The organism is Microbacterium sp. (assembly GCF_017305435.1).
Taxonomy (GTDB): Bacteria; Actinomycetota; Actinomycetes; order Actinomycetales; family Microbacteriaceae; genus Microbacterium.
The window spans coordinates 175,834-196,745 of sequence record NZ_JAFKIP010000002.1 but is presented as its reverse complement, the minus strand read 5'-3'; the positions used below and the strand labels follow the sequence as shown (position 1 = coordinate 196,745).

Here is a 20,912-nt window from a genome sequence, read left to right as displayed (position 1 = left end):
CGGGCCCGCAGCGCGTAGCCTGGAAGTCCAGCCTAAATCCCCTTTCCCCCCCGGAACGCGACATGACCACGACGACGCCCACGCCGCCCTCCCCCGAGGTCCAGGCCGAGCTCGACGACCGCTACGGACGCTCGCGCCGGAGTCGGCGCGGCACGTGGATCGCGTTCGGCGCGGTCGCGGCCGTCATCGTCGGATACTTCGGCTGGTCGACCGTCGCGCAATCGATGGATGCCGTGGACATCGACACCACGGGGTTCCAGATCGTCGACGCGCACTCGATCACGGTGCAGTTCCAGGTGACCCTCCGGCAGGGCGCGGCCGTCACGTGCGCGCTCGAGGCGCAGGACACCGAGCACGGCATCGTCGGCTGGCGGGTCATCGAGTACCCCGCCGATCCGGCGCACAGCCGCAGCTTCTCGGAGACGATCCCGACCGTCGCGGAGGCGACGACCGGTTTGGTGAGCTCCTGCTGGATCCCGTAGTCTGATCCGACACACGCGCCCCGGCAGCCTGCCGGGGCGTTCGGTTTACCCCCCTACAGACCGCACAGACCGCAGAGACCTAGGAGAAGACACGTGGCTGAGAACACGGACACCTTCCTCACCCAGGACGCCTATGACCGGCTCGCCGCCGAGCTGGAGCACCTGTCGACGACGGGTCGCACGGAGATCGCCGCTCGCATCGAGGCGGCCCGCGAAGAGGGCGACCTCAAGGAGAACGGCGGCTACCACGCCGCGAAGGACGAGCAGGGCAAGCAGGAGGCGCGCATCCGCACTCTGCAGGCCCTGCTGAAGGATGCCGTGGTCGGCGAAGCGCCCGAAGCCGACGGGATCGTCCGGGGCGGCACCGTCGTCACCGCGATCGTCGCGGGCGGCGAAGAGGTCTTCCTCCTTGGCAGCCGGGAGATCGCCGCGGGCTCCGAGCTCGACGTCTACAGCGAGGCATCCCCCCTGGGCGCGGCGATCCTCGGCCTCGCCGAGGGCGCCACGACGTCCTACACGGCCCCCACGGGCCGCGAGATCCCCGTCGAGATCGTCAAGGTCGCCACCTACACCGGCCAGTAGCCGCCGGCGCGTGCATCGGCGGGCGAGTTTCGGACGCTTCAGGAGTCCGAAACTCCGTGCGGGCGAGTTTCGGGCGCTTGAGGGGTCCGAAACTCCCGCCGCGACGCGTGCCACGCGTCAGTGCGTGTCGGTCGGGCGCCAGCCGCGGCGTTCCAGGTGCACCCGCACGCGTGCGATCAGAGCCGCCGGGTCGCGCAGGTCGCCGGCGTGAGCGCGTTCCACGACGTAGCCGAGGCGTTGCAGCTCACCGATCCGGGTGAGATCGCGCCGCCACTGGCGCAGATTCTCGGCGTGGTGCGCGCCCTCGTACTCGACCACGACACCCCACCGCGCGAACAGCATGTCGACGCGGGCCGAGAAGTGCCGACCGTCGCGGATCTCGGCGTTGACCTCGGGGCGCGGGAGCCCCGCCTGTTCGAACGCGACGCGCAGTTCAGACTCGGGGTAGGACTCGGCCCCGGGCACGATGAGCGCGAGCGCCTCGCGTGCCACCGCGACGCCGCGCGTCCGCGGTGAGCAGGCGAGCGCGACCTCGAGTTCGCGGAGCGTGCACTCGTCCGCCTCGGGGAGGCACAGGCGGTCGCCCACGGCGACGAGCTGCGCGAGCGTCAGCTTTCGGGCGAGATCGACCCACGTCCGCGCTCGCGTGGTGAGCGGGATGCCGCGCCACACGGTCACGCACACGGGATCCAGCCCGAGGCTGTACCCCACGATGCCCCGCCCGCGGGGCGCGCGACCGGGCCGCGGCACGGCGATGTGGAGCATGCCGTCGTCCTCGACGGGCGCGGGCAGTGCATGGCCCCACGCGCGGAGCGCGGACGGGCCGCACAGCACGGCATCCGACCCCACCGCCCGCGCGCGCGACGCCGCGGTGTCGCTCCACTGCGCCTCAGCCGTCGCACGCAGGCCGCGGAACGGACGATCCCACTCGCGCCGAGATCGCAGTCGTCCTTCGCCAACGCCGAGCGAACGCGCGTGGGCGACGGAGAAGACGCGGGGCATCTGGCTCATTCGCCGATCCTCCCGGGCCACAGCCCGGGTTGCCGAACTTATCCACACGCCCGCCGCGCCGCCATCCGACGATCGCGAGAGTTTCGGACTCCTCAAGCGCCCGAAACTCTTGAGAGGGAGATTCAGACGCCTCAAGCGCCCGAAACTCTGTCGGGGCAGGCAGCGGCGGCTCAGTCCTCCACGACGCGCGGGGTGAAGCCCGCCGACTCCAACACCTGGATCACGTGCGCCCGGTGCTCTTCGCCGCGCGTCTCGACGCTCAGCTGGAGGATCACCTCGCTGATCTGAAGCCCCTGCCCGTGGCGCGTGTGCAGCACCTCGATGACGTTGGCGCCCGCGATCGCGAGAAGCTCCGACACGCGTGCGAGCTGGCCGGGGCGATCGGGGAGCGGAATCTGCAGCGACATGTAGCGGCCGGATGCCGCGAGGCCGTGCGAGACGACGCGCTGGAGCAGGAGGGGGTCGATGTTCCCCCCGGAGAGGACGACGGCGGTGGGCCCCGTCGCCTGGATCTTCCCGGCGAGGATCGCCGCGACGCCCACGGCGCCGGCGGGCTCGACGACCTGCTTGGCCCGTTCGAGGAGGATCAGCAGTGCGCGCGCGATGTCGTCGTCGGTGACCGTCACGACCTCGTCGACGAGCCGGCTGATGACCTCGAAGGGCACATCTCCCGGCCGGGCCACGGCGATGCCGTCCGCGATCGTCGGGGTCGTCTCCACGGTGAGCGGCTCGCCCGCGGCGAGCGAGGACGGGTAGGCGGCGGAGTTCTCCGCCTGCACGCCGATGACCCGCACGGTGCGTCCCTCGGCGGCGGCGCGGGCCTTGACGGCCGCGGCGACGCCGGCGATGAGCCCTCCCCCGCCGATGCCGAGGATGACGGTGTCGAGGTCGTCCACGGCATCCCACAGCTCCAGGCCCAGCGTGCCCTGACCGATGATGACGTCGCGGTGGTCGAACGGGTGGATGAGCACCGCCCCCGTCCGCTCGGCGAACTCGGCCGCGAGCCGCAGCGGCGTCTCGACGGTCGCCCCCTCGAGGACCACCTCGGCGCCGTAGCCGCGCGTCGCGAGGAGCTTCGGCACGGGCACGCCGAGCGGCATGAAGATCGTCGCGGGGATGCCGAGCTTCTGCGCCGCGAGGGCGACGCCCTGGGCATGGTTGCCGGCGGATGCCGCGACGACACCGCGCGCGCGCTCCTCCGCCGTGAGGCGCGACAGGCGGTACGTCGCGCCGCGGATCTTGAACGATCCGGTGCGCTGCAGGTTCTCGAGCTTCAGGTGCACGGGCGCGCCCAGAACCTCGGAGAGGTGCTCGGACACGTCGAACGGCGTCCGGACGACCACATCGCGGAGGACCGCGGCGGCGTCCTCGAACTCCGCGAGCGTCGGGATGGCCGGCAGATCGCCGGCGGCGGCCGCGGTCGCCGGCTCGGTGGGGATGGTCACGCGGGGGTCCTCCTGCTGCGCGGAACGGTGCTCCAGATGAGATCTCGATCGGTGAAGTCGCCCGGCCCCGGTGGCGCGCCCCGCGTGTGGCGGGTGGAGAGGTAGACCGCGACGACGTTGACGAAGGCCGCGAGCGGCACGGCGAACAGGGCGCCGGGGATGCCGGCGATCATGGCACCGCCCGCGACGACGAGGACGACCGCGAGGGGGTGGACCTTGACCGCCGATCCCATGAGCAGCGGCTGGAGCACGTGCCCCTCGAGCTGCTGCACACCGAGCACGACGACGATCATCCACAGCGCGATCCACGGGCCGTTGTAGACGAGGGCGAGGAAGACCGCGAGCGTGCCCGTGACGATGGCGCCGACGAACGGCACGAACGCCCCGAGGAAGACGAGGACGCCGATCGGGATCGCGAGCGGCACGCCGAGCAGGAACGCACCGAGACCGATGCCGATCGCGTCGATCGTCGCGACGAGGAGCTGGGTGCGCGCGTAGGTGACGACCGTCGCCCACCCCGCACGACCGGCGCCGTCGACGTCGGCACGTGCGCGGCGCGGGAAGAGCCGCACGACCCAGCGCCAGATCCCGGCGCCGTCGGCGAGGGTGCACAGCAGGATGAAGAGGGCGAGGACCGCGCCGGTCGCGACATGGCCCACCGTGGAGCCGATCACGAGCGCACCGGACCACAGCAGATCGACCTGCTGTTGGATGAACGTCCAGGCCTGCGCGAGCATCCCGTCGATCTGGTCGGACGTCAGATGGAGCGGCCCGTCTATGAGGTACTGGCGGAACTGCTCGACCGATTCGAGCGTGCGGGTGCGGACACGCGGCCACTCCCGCGTGATCTGCCAGATCGCGAGCCAGAGAAGTCCGCCCACGACGGCGACCGTGCCGATCACCGAGATGACGATGGCCGCCCACCGCGGGACGCGGTGCCGGAGCATCCACGTGAACACGGGCCACAGGAGCGCCGTCACGAGGATCGCGACGAGGAGCGGGACGACGAGGAGCTTCAGCTGGATCACGAGCCAGATGAGGATGCCGGCGGCCACCGCGATCACGACGAACCGCCACGCGTAGGCGGTCGTCACACGCAGACCGTGCGGCAGCGACTCCTCGATCTCACCCCGCACCGTCTTGGTGCGGATCGCGTCGAGGAGAGAGGGTCGAGGCTTCTCGTCCGTCAAAACTGGATCCGCGGGGGCTCGGCGATGGCGGCTCCCCCGGTCACCTCGAAGAACTCCCGCTCGTGGAAGCCGAGGCTGCGCGCGAACATGTTGTTCGGGAACACCTTGATCTTCGTGTTCAGCTCGCGCACGCCCCCGTTGTAGAAGCGACGCGACGCCTGGATCTTGTCCTCCGTGTCGACCACGGACTGCTGGAGCTGGAGGAAGTTCTGGCTGGCCTGCAGCTGCGGGTACGCCTCGGCGACCGCGAACAGGCTCTTCAGCGCCTGCTGCATGTGTCCTTCCGCAACGCCGGCTTCACCGGGAGAACCGGCCGAGAGCGTCTCGGCGCGCGCGCGCGTGACGTTCTCGAACACCGCCTTCTCGTGCGCCGCGTAGCCCTTGACCGTCTCGATGAGGTTGGGCAGCAGGTCGGCTCGACGCTTCAGCTGCACCGTGATGTCGCTCCACGCTTCGTCGACGCGCACATTCAGCGCGACGAGCGAGTTGTACGTCGCCCACAGGTACACGCCGACGATCACGACCAGCGCGACCACGATGAGCACCGGGATCAGCCACGCCATGTCCATGGGACTCCCCTCGATTCTGTGCTCATCCTATCGGCGGCACCAGCTCTGCGATCATGCGCGGAGCCCGGTTCTCAGGCGTTACTCACCCAGGACGCGCGTGAGGTAGGGATTGCGGAAGAGGCGATCGGGATCGAGGCGGTCGCGCAGGGCGGTGAAGTCGTCGAAACGCGGATATCGGGTGCGCAGCGACGCGGCATCCTGCGTGTGCATCTTGCCCCAGTGCGGACGCCCCCCGAAGGCGAGCATGACCTCCTCGACGGCGGCGAAGTACGCGGTCGGGTCGGCCTTCCAGTAGCGGTGCACGGCGATGTAGCCGCTCGCGCGCCCCGACGCGGTCGACAGCCACAGGTCGTCGGCCGCCGCCGTGCGCACCTCGATCGGGAACTCGATGCGCCAGTCGTGCTCCGCGATGACACGCTGGATGCCGCGGAACGCCTCGGCGAGGCTCTCGATCGGCACGGCGTATTCCATCTCGCGGAACCGTACGCCGCGGCTCGTCGCGAAGACGCGGTGCGAAGCGTCGGAGAACGCACGATCGCCCCACACGCGGGCGGAGAGCCGGTTGATGCCGGGCACGAGGGGGGGAGCCGCCCGCCCGGCGCTGCAGACCGCCTGATGGACGACATTGCCGACGAGCACATCGTCGACGACCTTCGACACGCGCCCGAGCGGGTTCGTCGCGGCATCCGCCGTGCCGCGCGCATTCGTCTTGGTGAGGGCGACGTCGGTGTGCGGAAACCAGTAGAACTCGAAGTGGTCCACGGCGTCCGCCCGGGCCGCGACCCCGTCGACGACCTCGTCGAGCGGCTCGGGGCGCTCGACGGCGTGGAGCGTGAACGCCGGCACGCACTGCAGCGTGACGTCGACGAGGATGCCGAGTGCTCCGAGTCCGAGCGCGACCGCCGGCAGCAGGTCGGAGTTCTCGGTCTCGGACACGGTCAACAGCTCCCCGTCGGCGGTCACGAGGGTCGCCGCCACGACCTGCGTCGCGATGCCGCCGAAGCGCGATCCGGTGCCGTGCGTGCCGGTGGAGATGGCGCCCGAGATCGACTGCCGGTCGATGTCGCCGAGGTTCGTCATGGCAAGGCCATGAGGACCGAGGAGCGCGGGGATGCGGTGCAGGCGCGTGCCGGCGAGGAACCGAGCCCGCTGCCGGTCGCGGTCGACCGAGACGAGACCGGAGAGCTCGGTCAGCTCGAGCAGCGTGCCGGGTGCGACGGCGATGCCGCTGAAGCTGTGCCCCGTCCCGACGGCTTTGATGGGCCGACCGCGCTGCGCGGCGGAGCGGACCGCGCGCCGCACCGCCTCGATCGTGGAGGGATACTCGACCGTCAAGGGGCGGACGCGTTCCGTCCGTCCCCAGTTCTGCCACGTGCCGCCGGGGCGGGTGGAACCGGACATCACAGGAAGCTCTTCCCTTCGCCGCGGTAGGTCGCGGCCTCGCCGACGATCCGATCGCCGCTCGTGAGGTGGTACCGGTCGACGCGCTCGGCGAGCTCTCCGCTCTTCGCGTGGCGGAACCAGACGCGATCGCCGATGGAGAGGGTCCGCGCCGCCGCGCCCTCGAGCGGTGTCTGCACCTCGCCCGCCCCTTCGCGGCCGAGGGTCTTCAGGTCAGGGGGCCAGACCGGCAGCGGCTGCCGGGAGGCGACGGGCGGACCGGAGGCGATCCAGCCGCCGCCGAGCACCGTCACGATGTCGTCCGCGGGCCGGCGCACGACCTCGAGCGCGAACGCCGCCGCAGGCGCGAGCGAGAAGTGGCGGTAGAGGTCGAAGAGGTGACCGGCGAGCAGGCCGCTCCCGGCGGTCGTCTCGGTGACGGCGGGGTCGGATGCCGTGTACTCGAGCGACCCCGTCCCACCCCCGTTCACGAACTCGAGGTCGACGACGTTCCGCACGGCGGCGACGATCGCGCCGCGGCGCTCCCGCAGCTCGTCCGTCGACCGCCGCTGCATCCAGCGGACGACGGCGTCGCCGGAACCGGTGTCGTCGGGCTGACCGGCGATCTGCGCTTCGTACATCATGAGCCCGACGAGGCGGAACCCGGGCCGCGCCGCGACCGCACGGGCCAGGCGCGCGACCTCCACGAGATCATGGACGGGTGAACGGCGCACGCCGATGTGGCCGAGAACGGGCGCGCGCCACGAGGCATCCGCATCGATCGCGACGCGGATCTCGGGGCGCTGCCCGGGCGCGATCACGTTGTCGACGAGGTCGAGCTGCGCGAGGTCGTCGATCATGAGCGTGATGCGGGAGGCCTTGTCGGCGCTCGCGCCGAGCGCCGCGAGGGCGTCGCGGTCGACACTCGGATAGCCGAGCACGATGTCGTCGTAGGTCTCCGCGAGCCACAGCGCTTCGGGCAGCGTGAACGCGAGGATGCCGCGGTAGCCCGGCAGCGTCAGCGCGGCATCCAGCACCTCCCGCACGCGGATGGACTTCGACGCGACGCGGATCGGCACGCCGCTCGAGCGAACGACGAGGTCGAGCGCGTTGTGGCGGAGAGCGTCGAGATCGATCGTGGCGACGGGGCCGGAGAGGCTCGCAATCGCCGCCGTGCGGCCCCGCCAATACGCCTCGGGATGCGTCCAGGGTTCCGCCGGCACGGCGGACGGCGGGGCGAGCAGATCGACGCTCATGGGCAGCTCCTTCGCACGGGTGGCACCAGCCTAGAGCGAGACCGGGTCTCAGCCGTACGGGGACGCGGCGTCAGGCGCGACGCCGCCCGTATCCAGTTACTGCACCGTGACGAGGATTCGCTGCCAGCCCGTCGATCCGTCGGGCGCGATCGGGGCGCGCTCCTCGACCTGCGTCGTGCCGCGCTTGTCGACCGCCCGCACCGACAGGAAATGCGTTCCCGGCGCGGCATCCCACTCGACGAACCACTGCACCCACGTATCGTCGTTGATCGCGGTCGACAGGGTCGCGGGCCGCCAGCCGGCGTCGTCGATGTTCACCTCGACACGCTCGACTCCCACGGGCTGCGCCCACGCGACGCCGGCGACCGCGACCTTACCGGTCTTCACCGGGGCGCCCGACGTCGGGGTGTCGATGCGGGAGGAGAGCTTGATCGGCGCCTTGGCGCTGTAGCCGCGGGGCGTCCAATACGCCTCGTCGGCGTCGAACGTCGTCACTTTCAGCTCTGTGATCCACTTCGTCGCCGACACGTACCCGTAGAGCCCCGGCACGACCATCCGCACCGGGAACCCGTGCTCGAGCGGCAGCGGCTCGCCGTTCATCCCCACCGCGAGGATCGCGTCGAGACCGTCGTCCGTCAGCGCCTCGAGAGGAGTGGATGCCGTGAAGCCGTCGACGCTGCGCGAGAGCACCATGTCGGCGCCCGGCTGCGGTCCGGCGAGCGCCAGGACGTCGCGCACCGGGACGCCGAGCCAGATCGCGTTGCCGAGGAGGCTCCCGCCCACCTCGTTGGAGACGCACGTCATCGTCACGGCGTACTCATCGAGACCCATCGCGACGAGGTCGTCGAAGCCGATGTCGACGCGCTGATCGACCATGCCGTCGACCACGAGGCGCCAGGTGGACGGGTCGACCGCCGGGACCGTCAGCGCCGTGTCGACCCGGTAGAAGTCCGCGTTCGGCGTGATGAGCGGAGAGATGCCGGGGATGTCGAGCTCCGCCCCGCCGGGGATCGTGACCTTCGATCGCGGTGCCGGCAGCGACAGCGCCTGACGCACGGCGGCGATCGACGAGGTGGTGGCGCTGACGATGCGGGCTCCGATGCCGATGAGGACGGCGGAGGCCCCCGCGATCGCCGTCGTGCGGAAGAACGCCCGGCGGTTCATCGCGGCGGGGCTCCTCGGCGCCGCCGGGTTCTCCGGAACGGACGCGGGCGGCACGGCCGGGGCGGACGGTGCGTCTGCGGCGGGATCGGCGGGCGCTGACGCGGTATCCTGCCAACCGCGCACGTGCTGGCCGAGGGACGCCAGCAGGAGCGCCCCGGCGACGGTGCCGGCGACCGCCGGGACCGCGACGAGCACCGTCGCACCCGTGCGGGTGACGATCGCGGCGACCGAGAGGACCCCGGCGACAGCGAGCGCGATGACGCCGAGCGGCGGTCTCACTGCCTGCAGGATGCCGGCGATCGCCGACGCGATCACCACCGCGAGTGCGAGACCGGCGATCAACGCGAGCTTGTCGTATTCGCCGAACGTCGCGATCGCGAACTCTTTGAACGGCTGCGGCACGATGTCGATGACGAACCCGCCGACCGCGAGGATCGGGCTGCCGCCCGCGCCGAAGAGCAGCGCGAGCGCCTCGGCGACAGCGAGGAACACGGCCGCACTGACGATCCCCGACACGGCCGCCCACGCCCAGAGCCCGACGCGTCGTCGTCTCCGTGCCTCACCCATATCGCGACTCCGCCCCGGCCGGATCTGCCGGCGTCACAGATCGTTCGGTGCCGGGCGGGATTCGGATTGGCCGACCGGTACCAGCCGGCGCAGCGCCCGCCCGTCGAGCGCGGACGCGCCGAGCCCCACGGATGGTCACACGGTGCGCCGCGTGACCATCCGGTTGAGACGCTCCGACATCGCGAGGCCGAGCGCGACGAGGACGAGGAGGAACAGCGGCAGGATCCACAGCCCCGCCCACGCCGACAGTGCACCGAAGAGCGGCGGGGCGAGGGTCGATCCCGCGTACGCCGCAGCCATCTGGATGCCGATGATCGCCTGCGAGTTGCGCCTGCCGAAGTTGACCGGTGTGGAATGGATGATCGCCGGGTAGATCGGGGCCGAGCCGAGGCCCGCCATGACGAGGCCGGCGAGGGCGACGACGTTGGTCTCAAGCGGCAGCGCGAGCATGAGCGCGCCGACCCCGACCGCGACGAATCCGCCGCGGATGAGCTGCCGGTCTCCCACCCGGTCGGCGACGAAGCCGGCGAGGAAGCGTCCCGCGGTGATGCCGAGGAGGAAGAGCGAGCCGAACGCCGCGGCGGTGGCCGGGTCGACGGCGCGCTCTTCGGCGAGGTAGGTCGAGGCCCAGAGGATGGAGGTGCTCTCCAGCGCGCAGTAGGCGAAGAACGCCGCGAGGATGAGCCTCACACCGGGGATGCGGAGGGCCGTCGCGAGGGAGACGTGTGCGCTGCCCTTGCCGGCCGGCGCCTCCGCGGCATCCGGAACCGCGTCGGCATCCGGCGCCGCGGCCGGAGCGACGACGGTGTTGACCTTGCCCCACAGCGGCAGGCTCACGAGGAGGACGAAGGTGAGAATCGACTGGGTGACGCCCACGATGAGGTATGCGCCCGACCAGCCCAGGCCGGAGGTGATGGCGTAGCTCATGATGAACGGGCTGATCGAGGCGCCGACGCCCCAGAAGCTGTGCAACCAGTTCATGTGGCGGGCCGCGTAGTGCAGGGCGACGTAGTTGTTGAGGGCGGCATCCACCGCGCCCGCACCGAGTCCGTAGGGGATCGCCCAGAGGCAGAGCATCCAGAACTCCCCCGAGGTGGAGAAGCCGAACAGGGCGGCGGCGGTCATCGCGACGCTGACGGCGGTGACGAGGCCCGCGCCGAAGCGGCGGGTGAGGCGCTCGGACGCGAGGCTCGAGAGGACCGTGCCGCTCGCGATGATCATCGTGACGATGCCGGCGAAGCCGACGGGGACGTCCAGGCTCTCCTGCATGACGGGCCATCCGGCGCCGAGGAGCGAGTCGGGCAGACCGAGGCTGACGAAGGCGATGTAGATGATGGCGAGCAGCAGGGAGTACACGGCGTCCGGGACAGCCTTTCCGACGGCGGGACGGGGATGGGGTCGATTGTGTACCCCCGGTGGGACTCGAACCCACACCTGGAGCGATTTTAAGTCGCCTGCCTCTGCCATTGGGCTACGGGGGCCTGCGTGCCAGGCTACCGGGCGAGACGCGACGAACCCCCACCGTGCGGCGACGCGGCGGGGGTTCGATCGGTCTTCGCCGGTCAGGCGGAGGCGCTGTTCGCGGGCGCCTTCTTGACCGGAGCCTTCTTCGCGGGCGCCTTCTTCGCAGGAGTCTCCTCCGCGACGGGCTCGGCGGCGGGCGCGGCACCGGACTTCTCGGCCGCGACCGACTTCGGGTCGATCGCGGGAGCAGCCGGAGCGGTGGGGGCAGCCGGAGCAGCGGCCGCCGGGCGCGGACGCGCGGCGAACTCCTCGAAGACGTAGCGCGGGTTCTGCACCGTCTGCAGCGACACGTTGTCGCGATCGAGCCAGAAGTTGTGCCACCAGTCGCCGATCACGCGCCACTTGCGCTCCCACGACGGCATGGCCAGGCCGTGGTAGCCGCGGTGCGCGCACCACGCGACGAAGCCCTTCAGCGCGATGTTGCCCGACTGGAACACGCCGTTGTAGAGACCGAGACCTGCCACCGCACCCAGGTTGTGATGGATGTACTCGCGCGGAACCTCGCCGCGCAGCACGGCCACGAGGTTCTTCGCGAGCAGCTTGGCCTGTCGCACCGCGTGCTGAGCGTTCGGCACGCAGTAGCCGCCCACGCCCTTGCCGGTGAGATCCGGAACCGCCGCCACGTCGCCCGCTGCCCAGGCGCCGTCGACGATATCGTCGGCAGAGCCCACGCGGAGGTCGGCACGCGCACGGATGCGACCGCGCTCTTCGACGGGCAGGTCGCTGCCGCGCACGACGGTCGGGTTCGCCATGACACCCGCGGTCCACACGATGAGGTCGGTCGGGATGACCTCGCCCGTCGACAGCTCCACGTTGCCGTCCACGGCACCGGTGACCTGCGTGTCGAGGTGCACGTTCGCGCCGCGCTTGGCGAGGTCCTTCAGCACCCATTCGCTCGTCTTCAGCGACACCTCGGGCATGATGCGGCCCATCGCCTCGACGAGGTGGAAATGCGTGTCCTCGAAGCGCAGCTGCGGGTAGAGCTTCAGGAGCGAGGAGGCGAGGGCGCGCATCTCGGCGAACACCTCGATACCCGCGAAGCCGCCACCCACCACGACGACCGTCAGCAGGCGATCACGATCGGGCCCGGCCGGGAGATTGGCCGCGCGGTCGAAGTTCGTGAGGATGCGGTCGCGGACGGCGACGGCCTCCTCGATCGTCTTCAGGCCGATCGCGTTGTCGGCGATGCCCGGGATCGGGAACGTGCGCGACACGGCGCCGGCCGTCACGACGATCTGGTCGTAGCTCTCCTGCCACGGCTCGCCCTGATCGGGTGTGATCGTCGCCGTACGATTCGCGTGGTCGATGCCGGTCACCTTCGCCGTGATGACGCGCGTCTTCTTGAGGTGACGACGTAGGCCCACGACGGCGTGCCGCGCTTCGATCTCGCCGGCGGCGACCTCGGGCAGGAACGGCTGGTAGGTCATGTAGGGCAGCGGGTCGACGACCGTGACCTCGGCCTCGCCCTTGCGCAGGTGCTTCTCGAGCTTCCATGCGGTGTAGAAGCCGGCGTATCCGCCACCGACGACGAGGATCTTGGGCACGGCCGGACCGGCAGCGGGAACGGCAGTGCTGGACGCTGTGTGGCTCACAGGTGGAAGAACTCCTTGAATCAACGGCTCGGAGGACGTGCGCGCTCCGATCTGATGCGCCGGGCAGCAGCAGTGACGCCGAGCGCCACCAGTATAGCGGCCAGCGTGACCCCTCCGAGCGGCACCGTCCCGTACCGCAGCGTGTCCGCGTTCGGCGGCAGCGGCGACGTCACCGGCGCGGGATCCGCCGCCGGCAGATCCGGGAGGGTGACCGGAGATGCCGTGGGCTGCGGCGCCGGGCCGACGTCGGCTCGGCGGTAGAGGCGGATCCACTCGGCGAGATCGCCCATCGGGTTGGCATCGACCGAGGCGACGTCCGCGGTGACGGCGGCCGCGGCATCCACGAGTCCGTAGCCGTACTTCGGGTCGGGCACGGCGGTCGCCCCGGCGGCAGGGCGCGCGGTGCGGATGATGCGGTTGATGACGTTGTCGGCGTCGATGTCGGGATGGGCTGCCCGCACGAGAGCGGCGATGCCCGCGACGATCGGGGCCGCGCCGCTCGTGCCGTTCCACTGCACGAGCTGCCCGTCGGCCGAGACCCCGAGCAGCTCCTCGCTGGGCGCCGAGATGCCGATCGTGATGCCCTGCGTGGATGCCTCTTCGCTCGCCGCGCCGCTGCGCGAGACCCCGCCGACGGTGAGGACGCCCGGGATCGTCGCGGGAGCGCCGACCTCGTCGGTGCCACTCCCCTTGTTGCCCGCCGCGACGACGACGACGACGTCGTGCGAGAAGGCATAGAGGAACGCGTCGTCCCACGAGGGGTCCCACGTGAGGGTGTTCGTCGTGAACGACAGATTGATGACGTCGGCATCGTGGTCGACCGCCCAGCGGATCGCATCGGCGACCTGCTGCACGAACGGCACCGAGGAGGAGGCGCCGAAGCCGATCGAGATCGACAAGAGGCTCGCCTCGGGTGCCACCCCGATCATGCCCGTGTCGGCGCCGGTCCCCCGCGCGGCAGCGAGTGACGCGACCCAGCTGCCGTGGTTGCCGTCGACCGCGCCGACGGGCTTGCGCCCGTCCGACGCGCCGACGCCCGAGAAGTCCGCGCCGCCCGTCACCGCCCCCGCGAACTCGACCGGCCCACGCCCGATGCCGGTGTCGATGATCGCGATCGTCTGCCCCTTGCCGCGCGTCGTGGCCCAGGCGCTGCGCACTCCGTACTCGTCGAGCCAGTACTCGGCGGCCCGGGCGGGGTCTGCTCCGGGCGTGGGCGACGGCGTCGGATCGACCATCGGAGCCCCGACACCCGCCGCGGCGACGCTTCCCACGGCGCCCGCCGTCGCGGGGGTCGGCGCCGGCGCGGCGCCGACCCCCGCGACGAGCGCGCCGACGACGAGCGTCAGCGCGATGCGGCGGAGCCCTCGTCGGCGCTGTGTCATGCAGACCCCTGCGGCAGATCCGAGCCCGGGTCGGCGCAGGTGCACCGCTCGGGCGACCAGTCTCCGCGCGCGAGCGCGAGATCGCCGATGGGATTGACCCCGGGACCGGCCGCGAGCGCGTGCCCCGCGAGCGCGTGCAGGCACTTCACACGGGTCGGCATGCCACCCGCGGAGATACCGGCGATCTCCTCGACCTCGCCGTACACGGCGCGGTCGGAGAGGTACGCGTTGTGGGCGGCGGCATACGCCTCGGCGACGGCGGTGTCCTCCGCCAGCAGCGCCGCGAACTCGGGCATGACCTGCCCCGCCTCGAGCGCCGACATCGCCGCCGTCGCGCCCGGATGCGTCAGGTAGTAGAACGTCGGGAAGGGCGTGCCGTCCGGGAGCCGCGGCTCGGTCGCGACGACGGTCGGATTGCCGCACGCGCAGCGCGCCGCGATCCCGACGACGCCGCGCATCGGGCGGCCGAGCTGCTCGCGCATGACCTCGAGGTCGCGGTCGGTCGCGGGGCTGAGAGTCGGGTGCGGCACGTCATCCAGCGTACCGGGGCCGCCTGACGAGGGGCTGGGTCGACCGCGCGCGGAACGCGGATGCCGCGTCAGCCTGCCGGAGTGTCGCCCGTGGTCTCCCCCGGCCCGACAGTCGTCTGCGTGAGCCCCGCCCACGCCACCGACCGGACGAGCTGCGACATCCAGTTCGAGCGTGTCTCGGTGACGTCGTCGCTCACGGGCAGCTGGTCGGGCGGGAGCGATGAGGCCGGCAGGTCGTCGTCCACGAGGTACACCACCTCGCCGGGATAGCGGTAGTACAGCCGGGCACGCGCCTGCGACGTGACATAGGCGGGGTCGGCCCAGCGCTCCTTCTGCTGTTCCAGCTGCGCGACCTGGTCGGAGGTCAGCGTCACCGACTGCTCGAGCGCCGCGATCTGCTGGCGTTGCGACACGTACACCCCGACCGACGGCACGAGCACGAACACCGCCAGGACCACGAGTCCCAGCATGATCCCGGTGAACGCCGTGAACCGGATGCCGCCGGCCCACTCCCGCACGTCGACACGGCGCGCCGGTCCGGCCTCCCCCACCGGCGCCCCGGCACGAGAAGAGGGAGCCGGCGCATGGCGCCCGGCTCCCTCTCTCGTCATACCGTCCAGCCTACGCGGCGGACGCGCGGATCATCCCGCGAAACGCGCCTCAGCCCTTGAAACGGGCCTCAACCTTTGAAACGGGCCTCAACCTTTGAAACGGGGAAAGGCCGCGCGGCCGGCGAAGACCGCGGCATCGCCGAGCTCCTCCTCGATGCGCAGCAGCTGGTTGTACTTCGCGACGCGCTCGCTGCGGGCGGGCGCGCCGGTCTTGATCTGGCCGGCGTTGACGGCGACGGCGAGGTCGGCGATCGTCGTGTCCTCCGTCTCACCGGAACGGTGCGAGAGCATCGAACGGTAGCCGTTCTGCGTCGCGAGAGCGATCGCGTCGAGCGTCTCGGACAGCGTGCCGATCTGGTTCACCTTGACCAGGAGCGCGTTGGCGACCCCGAGGTCGATGCCCTTCTGCAGGCGGACGGGGTTCGTGACGAACAGGTCGTCGCCCACGAGCTGCACCTTGTCGCCGATGGCGTCGGTGAGGTGCTTCCAGGCATCCCAGTCGTCCTCGGCGAGCGCGTCCTCGATCGTCACGACGGGGTAGTTCGCGACGAGGTCGGCGAAGTAGTCGGTGAACTTCTCCGCCGACCACGCCTTGCCCTCGACGGTGTAGACGCCGTCCTTGTAGAACTCCGTCGCGGCGACGTCCAGGCCCACGCCGATGTCCTTGCCGGGCGTGAAGCCGGCCTTCTCGATCGCCTTGATCAGGAAGTCGAGGCCCTCGCGGTTGCTCGGCAGGTCGGGCGCGAAGCCGCCCTCGTCGCCGAGGCCCGTGTTGAAGCCCGCGGCCTTCAGCTCGCCCTTGAGGACGTGGTACACCTCGGTGCCCCAGCGCAGCGACTCGGCGTACGTCTCGGCGCCGATCGGGGCGAGGAAGTACTCCTGGAAGTCGATGCCGTTGTCGGCGTGCTCGCCGCCGTTGATCACGTTGAACAGGGGCACGGGCAGAACGTGCGCGTTCGGGCCGCCGAGGTAGCGGAACAGCGGCAGATCGGCGGCGTCGGCCGCGGCCTTGGCGACCGCGAGGCTCACGCCCAGGATCGCGTTCGCGCCGGTGCGCGACTTGTTCTCGGTGCCGTCCGTCGCGATGAGGATCTCGTCGATGATGCGCTGCTCGCTGGCATCCACCCCTTCGATCGCGGGGCCGAGCTCGTCGATGACGGCGTTCACGGCCTTGAGCACGCCCTTGCCGCCGTAGCGGCTCTTGTCGCCGTCGCGCAGCTCGTACGCCTCGAATGCGCCGGTGGATGCGCCGGAGGGGACGGCCGCGCGCTGGACGATGCCGTCGTCGAGGAGCACCTCCACTTCGACGGTCGGGTTGCCACGCGAATCCAGGATCTCGCGTGCGCCTACAGCCTCGATCAGTGCCACAGGGGACTCCTTGCTTGTGGAGGATGGATCTCGGAGCGTCGTCGGTCCAGGTTCGAGCATAGTGATGCGGATGCCGCGATCGCAGGCCCCGGGCCGGATCAACCCGCTTCGACGGGTGAGGCCCCGGTGACGAGGGCGACCGCGATGCCGTCCCAGCCCTTCGCGTCGAGGGTCTGGATCGCCGTCGCGTCGAACCGCGGATCCTCGCGCAGCATCGCGAGGCCGGCACGCACCCCCTCCACCTGGGCGCTGTCGTCGTCGGGATCGGCGACCCGGCCCGAGCGCACGACGTTGTCGACCACGACGAGCGCGCCGGGCCGGGAGAGCCGCGCGGCCCAGTCGAGATAGACGGTGTTCGATTCCTTGTCGGCATCGATGAAGACGAGGTCGAACGGCGGCGCGCCCACGAGGGTGGGAAGCACATCCGCACCGCGGCCGACACGGATCTCGACGCGCTCCCCGACGCCCGCCCGATCGATGCTCGCGCGCGCCACGGCCGCGTGCGCGGGCTCTGCCTCGATCGTGACGACGCGCGCCTCGGAGTCGGTGGAGGGCAGCGCGCGCGCCAGCCAGATCGTCGAGTACCCGCCGAGGGTGCCGACCTCCAGCACCCGGCGCGCCCCGGTCGCCCGCGCGAGCAGGTGCAGGAGCTTGCCGCCGGTCGGCGCCACCTCGATCGCCGGCATCCCCGCCACGCGCTGGGCCGCGACCGCGGCATCCAGGTCGTCGTCGTGCCCGACGAGCGTCTCGACGAGGTAGCGGTCGACGGCATCCGCGGCATCCGCGCTGAGCTGAGGCATGTCGCCAGCCAACCGGGCGCGCGCGGCCCCGTCAACCGGTCGGGCGCGCACCCGTCAGCGTCGAGAACGCCGATTCGCGCCGAGAACGCTGGTCATTCACCGTGGAGGTCCGGCGCACTCGTGAGCAGCCGATGCACTCGGCGGCTTGTGGATGCCCGACAAACGACTCGCGTGCCCGCGGGTCACTCGCCACACTGGCGCGATGCGTATGACCCCCCGGCGCCTCGCGATCGGCATGAGCCTGTGGGCTCCGAACCTCTTCAGCGGCATCCGCGTGCGCCGGTTCGCGGACGATTGGACGGAGGCGACGGTCGAGCTGCACGTCAATCTGCTGACGCGCAACTACGTCAAGACCGCGTTCGGCGGGTCGATGTCGGCGATGACCGACCCGTACTTCTTCATGCTCGTGATGCATCAACTCGGCCGCGACTATGTGGTGTGGGACACGCGGGGCGAGATCGAGTTCGTGACGCCGGGCCGCGGAGTGCTCACGGCCCGCTTCGCCGTGCCGCGTGAGACGGTCGCCGACATCCGCGAACGGGCCCGGGGCGGGGCGAAGGTGCTCGAGTGGTTCGAGACCGACATCACCGACGCGTCGGGTGCGGTCGTGGCGCGCGTGCGCCGCGAGGTCTACGTGCGTGAGAAGAAGCGCGTCACGGATGCCGGGGGCCTCACCCCAACGAGCTGACCGCCGCCGCGATGCGGCGCTCGCGGGTCGCGGCCTGCTTCGCCTCCGCGACTCCGCGGACGACCTCCTTGCGCCGAGACGGTGCGAGCGCGTCGAACGCCGCACGCACGCCGGCCGCGTCGAGAGCGGCGGCGAGGTCGTCCGGAACGGTGATCTCGCGCTCCGCGGCATCCACCTCGATGGATGCCTCGACGGTGTCGCCGATCTCGACGCCGAGCTCGGCCCGGGCGGCCTTCGACATGCCGATCAGGTTCTTTCCGCCCATGACGCCGAGCCGCAGCCGTGCCTCGCGAGCGCCGATGCGGACGACGACGGCGGCACGCTTGCCGCCGCCGAGCTCCTCCACCTGCGCGTCGGTCAGCTCGATCGCCGTCGCGGGGCCGTTCTTGGGGAGGGTCGTGCGCACGTGGAGGGTCATGGGTGCATTCTGCGCCTGCGGGGTCGCCCGCGCCACCGGCGACGCCGGGGAATGTCGATTCCTCCTGGATACGAGCGGTGTCGCCGGCGGAGTCGCGGGCGTCGTCGCGGGCGTCACCATCGCCCCCGCGAGCGCGGCGACGACCTCCGGCGCGAGCGCGTCGGCGGTGCGGCGGTAGCCGAGAGCGCTCGGGTGGAACCGATCGATGCTGAACATGTCGTCGGGGTTCGCCACGAACAGATGACCGACGGCGCGTCGCAGCGAGACGACGCGCGCGCCCGCGCGCAGCGCCGCTCCCGCCTGCGCACGGGCGAGCTGTCGAGACGCCTGCGCGCCGAGGCTCCGCAGCGGCTGGGGCACCGCGCGGAGGGCGCCGAGATCCGGACAGGTGCCGACCACGACCTCCGCGCCGCGGGCGCGCAGACGCGTGATCGCGTCCTCCAGCTGCGCCGCCGCGGCCCCGACAGGCACACGGTGCGTGACATCGTTCCCGCCGACGATGACGACGGCGACGTCGGGGCGATACGCCACGGGCAGCCGGTCGATCTGACGCGCGAGGTCCTGGGACTCCGCCCCGACGTGCGCCGCTGTCCGCAGATGGACCGGCCGCTGGAGGAATCCGCCGACGCTCTTCGCGATGCGCGCCCCGAGGACGTCCTTCGGGCGCTCGGCACCCAGACCTGCCGCGATCGAATCGCCGACCATCAGCAGCTGAATCGCCGATCCGCCGCGCTTCGGACGCCAGACGCGGTCCGCGTCGAGGGCGACCTCGCCGAGGGGCTTGCCGATCCGGCGGCGGGCGACGGCGGCCTGACGGACGAGGACGAATCGGGCCGCTCCCCCGATCGCGAGCGCGCCCGCGCCGACGACGGCGACGAGGGCCGGCGCGCGCGGGATCGTGTGACGAGCCACGAACCGAGTTCACCGCGCGAAGATGAACGACGGGTGACGGCACGCGGATGTCGGCATCCGCCGGCAACGGCTTGTCCGGCGACGCCGACGCGCGCAGCCCTCAGCCGAGCGGCTTGACCTCGAGATCCGCGGCGCTCTGCCCCGCGGCGACCGTCGCGAACGCCGTGTAGCCGTCGGCGGCAGCGCGCTCGAGCAGGGCCTTGAGGTTCTTCGTGCGCTGCTCGAGGCGCACGCGCGAACCCCCGGCGACGAGGGCGGCTTTGACCGCGGCGAGCTCGGCGACCGGCACGTCCCGATCGTGGACGAGGACGATCGCGGATGCCGCGGCATCCGCGCGCTCCTCGATGAGATCGACGATCCGCTCGAAGCCGATCGAGAACCCGACGGCGGGGACGTCCTGCCCGAGGAAGCGGCCGATCATGCCGTCGTAGCGGCCTCCGCCGCCGAGCGAGTAGTCGACGCTCGGGTGGGCGAGCTCGAAGATCGTGCCGGTGTAGTAGCCCATGCCGCGGACGAGGAACGGGTCGAAGGCGAGCGGCAGCGTGGCGGACGACGTGGGGACGCCGCGGGCCGCCCCGACCGCGTCGCCGAGGGCGACCAGGTCGTCGACGATCTCGTCGGGCGCGCCGTCGGGCAGAGCCGCGCGGATCGCGGCCGCGCCGAAAGCGCGCAGCTCGAGCGTCTGCGGGCGGCGGAGGAACGCCTCGAACGCATCGACGGCCTCCGTCGACGCCCCGCGCTCCCGGAGCTCGGCGACGACCCCGTCGGGACCGATCTTGTCGAGCTTGTCGATCGTGATGAGCACGCCCGGGCGCTCGTCGGAGCCGAAACCGAAGCGGCCGAGCATCCAGTCGAGCGCACGGCGGTCGTTGATGCGCACGGTCGCGCCCTCGAGCCCCAGCGCATCGACCGCGTCGAGCGTCGCGACGATGAGCTCTGCCTCGGCGCGCCCCGTCGCGTCGCCGATGATGTCGATGTCGCATTGCACGAACTGTCGGTAACGCCCCTTCTGCGGGCGCTCCGCGCGCCACACCGGCGCCATCTGGATGGAGCGGAACACCGTGGGCAGCTGAGCCCGGTGCGTCGCATAGAACCGCGCGAGCGGCACGGTCAGGTCGTAGCGAAGGCCCAGATCCGCGAGCCGCGCAGGGCCGTCGGACGCAGCGACGACGGCCTCGGCATCCAGCCCGCGCTTGAGGACGTTGAACGCCAGCTTCTCGTTGTCGCCGCCGATCCCGGCGTGGAGGCGGTCGTAATCCTCCATGACGGGGGTCTCGATCTCGTCGAAGCCGTGCGCACGATAGCGCTCACGGATCACGGCGAGCACACGCTCACGGCGGGCCTTGTCGGCGGGGAGGAAGTCGCGCATGCCGCGCGGCGGGTTCACGGAGGGCACCGGTCCAGTATTCCAGGTCGCCGTTTCAGGTACCCGTCGCGCCGG

General features: G+C 71.4%; 19 protein-coding genes and 1 tRNA gene. 3 read left to right on the top strand and 17 right to left on the bottom strand.

Features of this window, described 5'->3' with window-relative positions:
- Positions 1-62 precede the first annotated feature (62 nt).
- Together J0I43_RS00925 and greA are read left to right on the top strand one after the other, a co-directional pair.
- Complete coding sequence (locus J0I43_RS00925) at positions 63-482, top strand: DUF4307 domain-containing protein (RefSeq protein ID WP_292857553.1); 420 nt, start codon at positions 63-65, stop codon at positions 480-482.
- Positions 483-575: 93 nt separating this feature from the next.
- Positions 576-1,064, top strand: coding sequence for a transcription elongation factor GreA (greA, locus tag J0I43_RS00920; protein WP_292857551.1), 489 nt, complete (start codon positions 576-578; stop codon positions 1,062-1,064).
- A gap of 117 nt (positions 1,065-1,181) precedes the next feature.
- On the opposite strand, the gene J0I43_RS00915 is transcribed toward greA, so the two are convergent.
- The 15 genes from J0I43_RS00915 to J0I43_RS00845 form a co-directional block, all read right to left on the bottom strand.
- Positions 1,182-2,075, bottom strand: a complete 894-nt coding sequence (locus J0I43_RS00915; protein WP_292857548.1) for a hypothetical protein — start codon at positions 2,073-2,075, stop codon at positions 1,182-1,184.
- A 170-nt stretch (positions 2,076-2,245) separates the two neighbouring features.
- The gene (gene ilvA / locus J0I43_RS00910) at positions 2,246-3,475 is read right to left on the bottom strand and encodes a threonine ammonia-lyase (protein WP_292859012.1); all 1,230 of its coding nucleotides are present in this window, start codon (positions 3,473-3,475) and stop codon (positions 2,246-2,248) included.
- A 41-nt stretch (positions 3,476-3,516) separates the two neighbouring features.
- Positions 3,517-4,710, bottom strand: a complete 1,194-nt coding sequence (locus tag J0I43_RS00905) for an AI-2E family transporter (RefSeq protein ID WP_292857545.1) — start codon at positions 4,708-4,710, stop codon at positions 3,517-3,519.
- Complete coding sequence (locus J0I43_RS00900; RefSeq protein ID WP_292859009.1) at positions 4,707-5,273, bottom strand: LemA family protein; 567 nt, start codon at positions 5,271-5,273, stop codon at positions 4,707-4,709. The genes J0I43_RS00905 and J0I43_RS00900 overlap by 4 nt, the downstream gene beginning before the upstream one ends.
- A gap of 84 nt (positions 5,274-5,357) precedes the next feature.
- Positions 5,358-6,680 (bottom strand): D-arabinono-1,4-lactone oxidase, encoded by a 1,323-nt coding sequence (locus J0I43_RS00895; RefSeq protein ID WP_292857543.1) that lies wholly within the window; start codon positions 6,678-6,680, stop codon positions 5,358-5,360.
- Complete coding sequence (locus J0I43_RS00890) at positions 6,680-7,915, bottom strand: amino acid deaminase/aldolase (protein ID WP_292857540.1); 1,236 nt, start codon at positions 7,913-7,915, stop codon at positions 6,680-6,682. The genes J0I43_RS00895 and J0I43_RS00890 overlap by 1 nt, the downstream gene beginning before the upstream one ends.
- Before the next feature lie 96 nt (positions 7,916-8,011).
- Positions 8,012-9,646, bottom strand: a complete 1,635-nt coding sequence (locus J0I43_RS00885) for a molybdopterin-dependent oxidoreductase (RefSeq protein WP_292857537.1) — start codon at positions 9,644-9,646, stop codon at positions 8,012-8,014.
- Positions 9,647-9,781: 135 nt separating this feature from the next.
- Positions 9,782-11,002 carry a sugar MFS transporter gene (locus J0I43_RS00880; RefSeq protein ID WP_292857534.1) on the bottom strand — a complete coding sequence of 407 codons (1,221 nt, stop codon included), beginning with the start codon at positions 11,000-11,002 and terminating at the stop codon, positions 9,782-9,784.
- 51 nt (positions 11,003-11,053) lie between these two features.
- Positions 11,054-11,127: transfer RNA gene (locus J0I43_RS00875), tRNA-Leu, on the bottom strand.
- An 81-nt stretch (positions 11,128-11,208) separates the two neighbouring features.
- Positions 11,209-12,714, bottom strand: a complete 1,506-nt coding sequence (locus J0I43_RS00870; RefSeq protein ID WP_292859006.1) for an FAD-dependent oxidoreductase — start codon at positions 12,712-12,714, stop codon at positions 11,209-11,211.
- 68 nt (positions 12,715-12,782) lie between these two features.
- Positions 12,783-14,144, bottom strand: a complete 1,362-nt coding sequence (locus J0I43_RS00865) for a S8 family serine peptidase (protein WP_292857531.1) — start codon at positions 14,142-14,144, stop codon at positions 12,783-12,785.
- Complete coding sequence (locus tag J0I43_RS00860) at positions 14,141-14,626, bottom strand: DUF501 domain-containing protein (RefSeq protein WP_292859004.1); 486 nt, start codon at positions 14,624-14,626, stop codon at positions 14,141-14,143. Before J0I43_RS00860 ends, J0I43_RS00865 begins: the two co-directional genes overlap by 4 nt.
- 116 nt (positions 14,627-14,742) lie before the next feature.
- Positions 14,743-15,285 carry a septum formation initiator family protein gene (locus J0I43_RS00855; protein ID WP_292857528.1) on the bottom strand — a complete coding sequence of 181 codons (543 nt, stop codon included), beginning with the start codon at positions 15,283-15,285 and terminating at the stop codon, positions 14,743-14,745.
- An 87-nt stretch (positions 15,286-15,372) separates the two neighbouring features.
- Positions 15,373-16,653 carry a phosphopyruvate hydratase gene (gene eno, locus J0I43_RS00850; RefSeq protein WP_292857524.1) on the bottom strand — a complete coding sequence of 427 codons (1,281 nt, stop codon included), beginning with the start codon at positions 16,651-16,653 and terminating at the stop codon, positions 15,373-15,375.
- A 98-nt stretch (positions 16,654-16,751) separates the two neighbouring features.
- Entirely contained in the window at positions 16,752-17,453 is a 702-nt protein-coding gene (locus J0I43_RS00845; protein WP_292857521.1) for an O-methyltransferase, read from the bottom strand.
- Between the two features lie 202 nt (positions 17,454-17,655).
- Here J0I43_RS00845 and J0I43_RS00840 point away from each other — a divergent pair, with 202 nt between their 5' ends.
- Positions 17,656-18,141 (top strand): DUF4442 domain-containing protein, encoded by a 486-nt coding sequence (locus J0I43_RS00840; protein ID WP_292857518.1) that lies wholly within the window; start codon positions 17,656-17,658, stop codon positions 18,139-18,141.
- Here J0I43_RS00840 and J0I43_RS00835 read toward each other — a convergent pair.
- Together J0I43_RS00835 and hisS are read right to left on the bottom strand one after the other, a co-directional pair.
- A complete protein-coding gene (locus J0I43_RS00835) occupies positions 18,125-19,471 on the bottom strand; it encodes a GDSL-type esterase/lipase family protein (RefSeq protein WP_292857515.1) in 1,347 nt (448 codons plus the stop codon). The genes J0I43_RS00840 and J0I43_RS00835 overlap by 17 nt on opposite strands.
- Positions 19,472-19,571: 100 nt before the next feature.
- Positions 19,572-20,840, bottom strand: coding sequence for a histidine--tRNA ligase (gene hisS, locus J0I43_RS00830; protein ID WP_292859001.1), 1,269 nt, complete (start codon positions 20,838-20,840; stop codon positions 19,572-19,574).
- Positions 20,841-20,912 lie beyond the last annotated feature (72 nt).

Bases quoted from the DNA above. Each gene is read 5' to 3' on its own strand.
- J0I43_RS00925 (WP_292857553.1), top strand. From the start codon at position 63: ATGACCACGACGACGCCCACGCCGCCCTCCCCCGAGGTCCAGGCCGAG.
- J0I43_RS00915 (WP_292857548.1), bottom strand. From the start codon at position 2,075: ATGAGCCAGATGCCCCGCGTCTTCTCCGTCGCCCACGCGCGTTCGCTC.
- J0I43_RS00900 (WP_292859009.1), bottom strand. From the start codon at position 5,273: ATGGCGTGGCTGATCCCGGTGCTCATCGTGGTCGCGCTGGTCGTGATC.
- J0I43_RS00895 (WP_292857543.1), bottom strand. From the start codon at position 6,680: ATGTCCGGTTCCACCCGCCCCGGCGGCACGTGGCAGAACTGGGGACGG.
- J0I43_RS00890 (WP_292857540.1), bottom strand. From the start codon at position 7,915: ATGAGCGTCGATCTGCTCGCCCCGCCGTCCGCCGTGCCGGCGGAACCC.
- J0I43_RS00885 (WP_292857537.1), bottom strand. From the start codon at position 9,646: ATGGGTGAGGCACGGAGACGACGACGCGTCGGGCTCTGGGCGTGGGCG.
- J0I43_RS00865 (WP_292857531.1), bottom strand. From the start codon at position 14,144: ATGACACAGCGCCGACGAGGGCTCCGCCGCATCGCGCTGACGCTCGTC.
- J0I43_RS00860 (WP_292859004.1), bottom strand. From the start codon at position 14,626: ATGCGCGAGCAGCTCGGCCGCCCGATGCGCGGCGTCGTCGGGATCGCG.
- J0I43_RS00855 (WP_292857528.1), bottom strand. From the start codon at position 15,285: ATGACGAGAGAGGGAGCCGGGCGCCATGCGCCGGCTCCCTCTTCTCGT.
- J0I43_RS00845 (WP_292857521.1), bottom strand. From the start codon at position 17,453: ATGCCTCAGCTCAGCGCGGATGCCGCGGATGCCGTCGACCGCTACCTC.
- J0I43_RS00840 (WP_292857518.1), top strand. From the start codon at position 17,656: ATGCGTATGACCCCCCGGCGCCTCGCGATCGGCATGAGCCTGTGGGCT.
- hisS (WP_292859001.1), bottom strand. From the start codon at position 20,840: ATGCGCGACTTCCTCCCCGCCGACAAGGCCCGCCGTGAGCGTGTGCTC.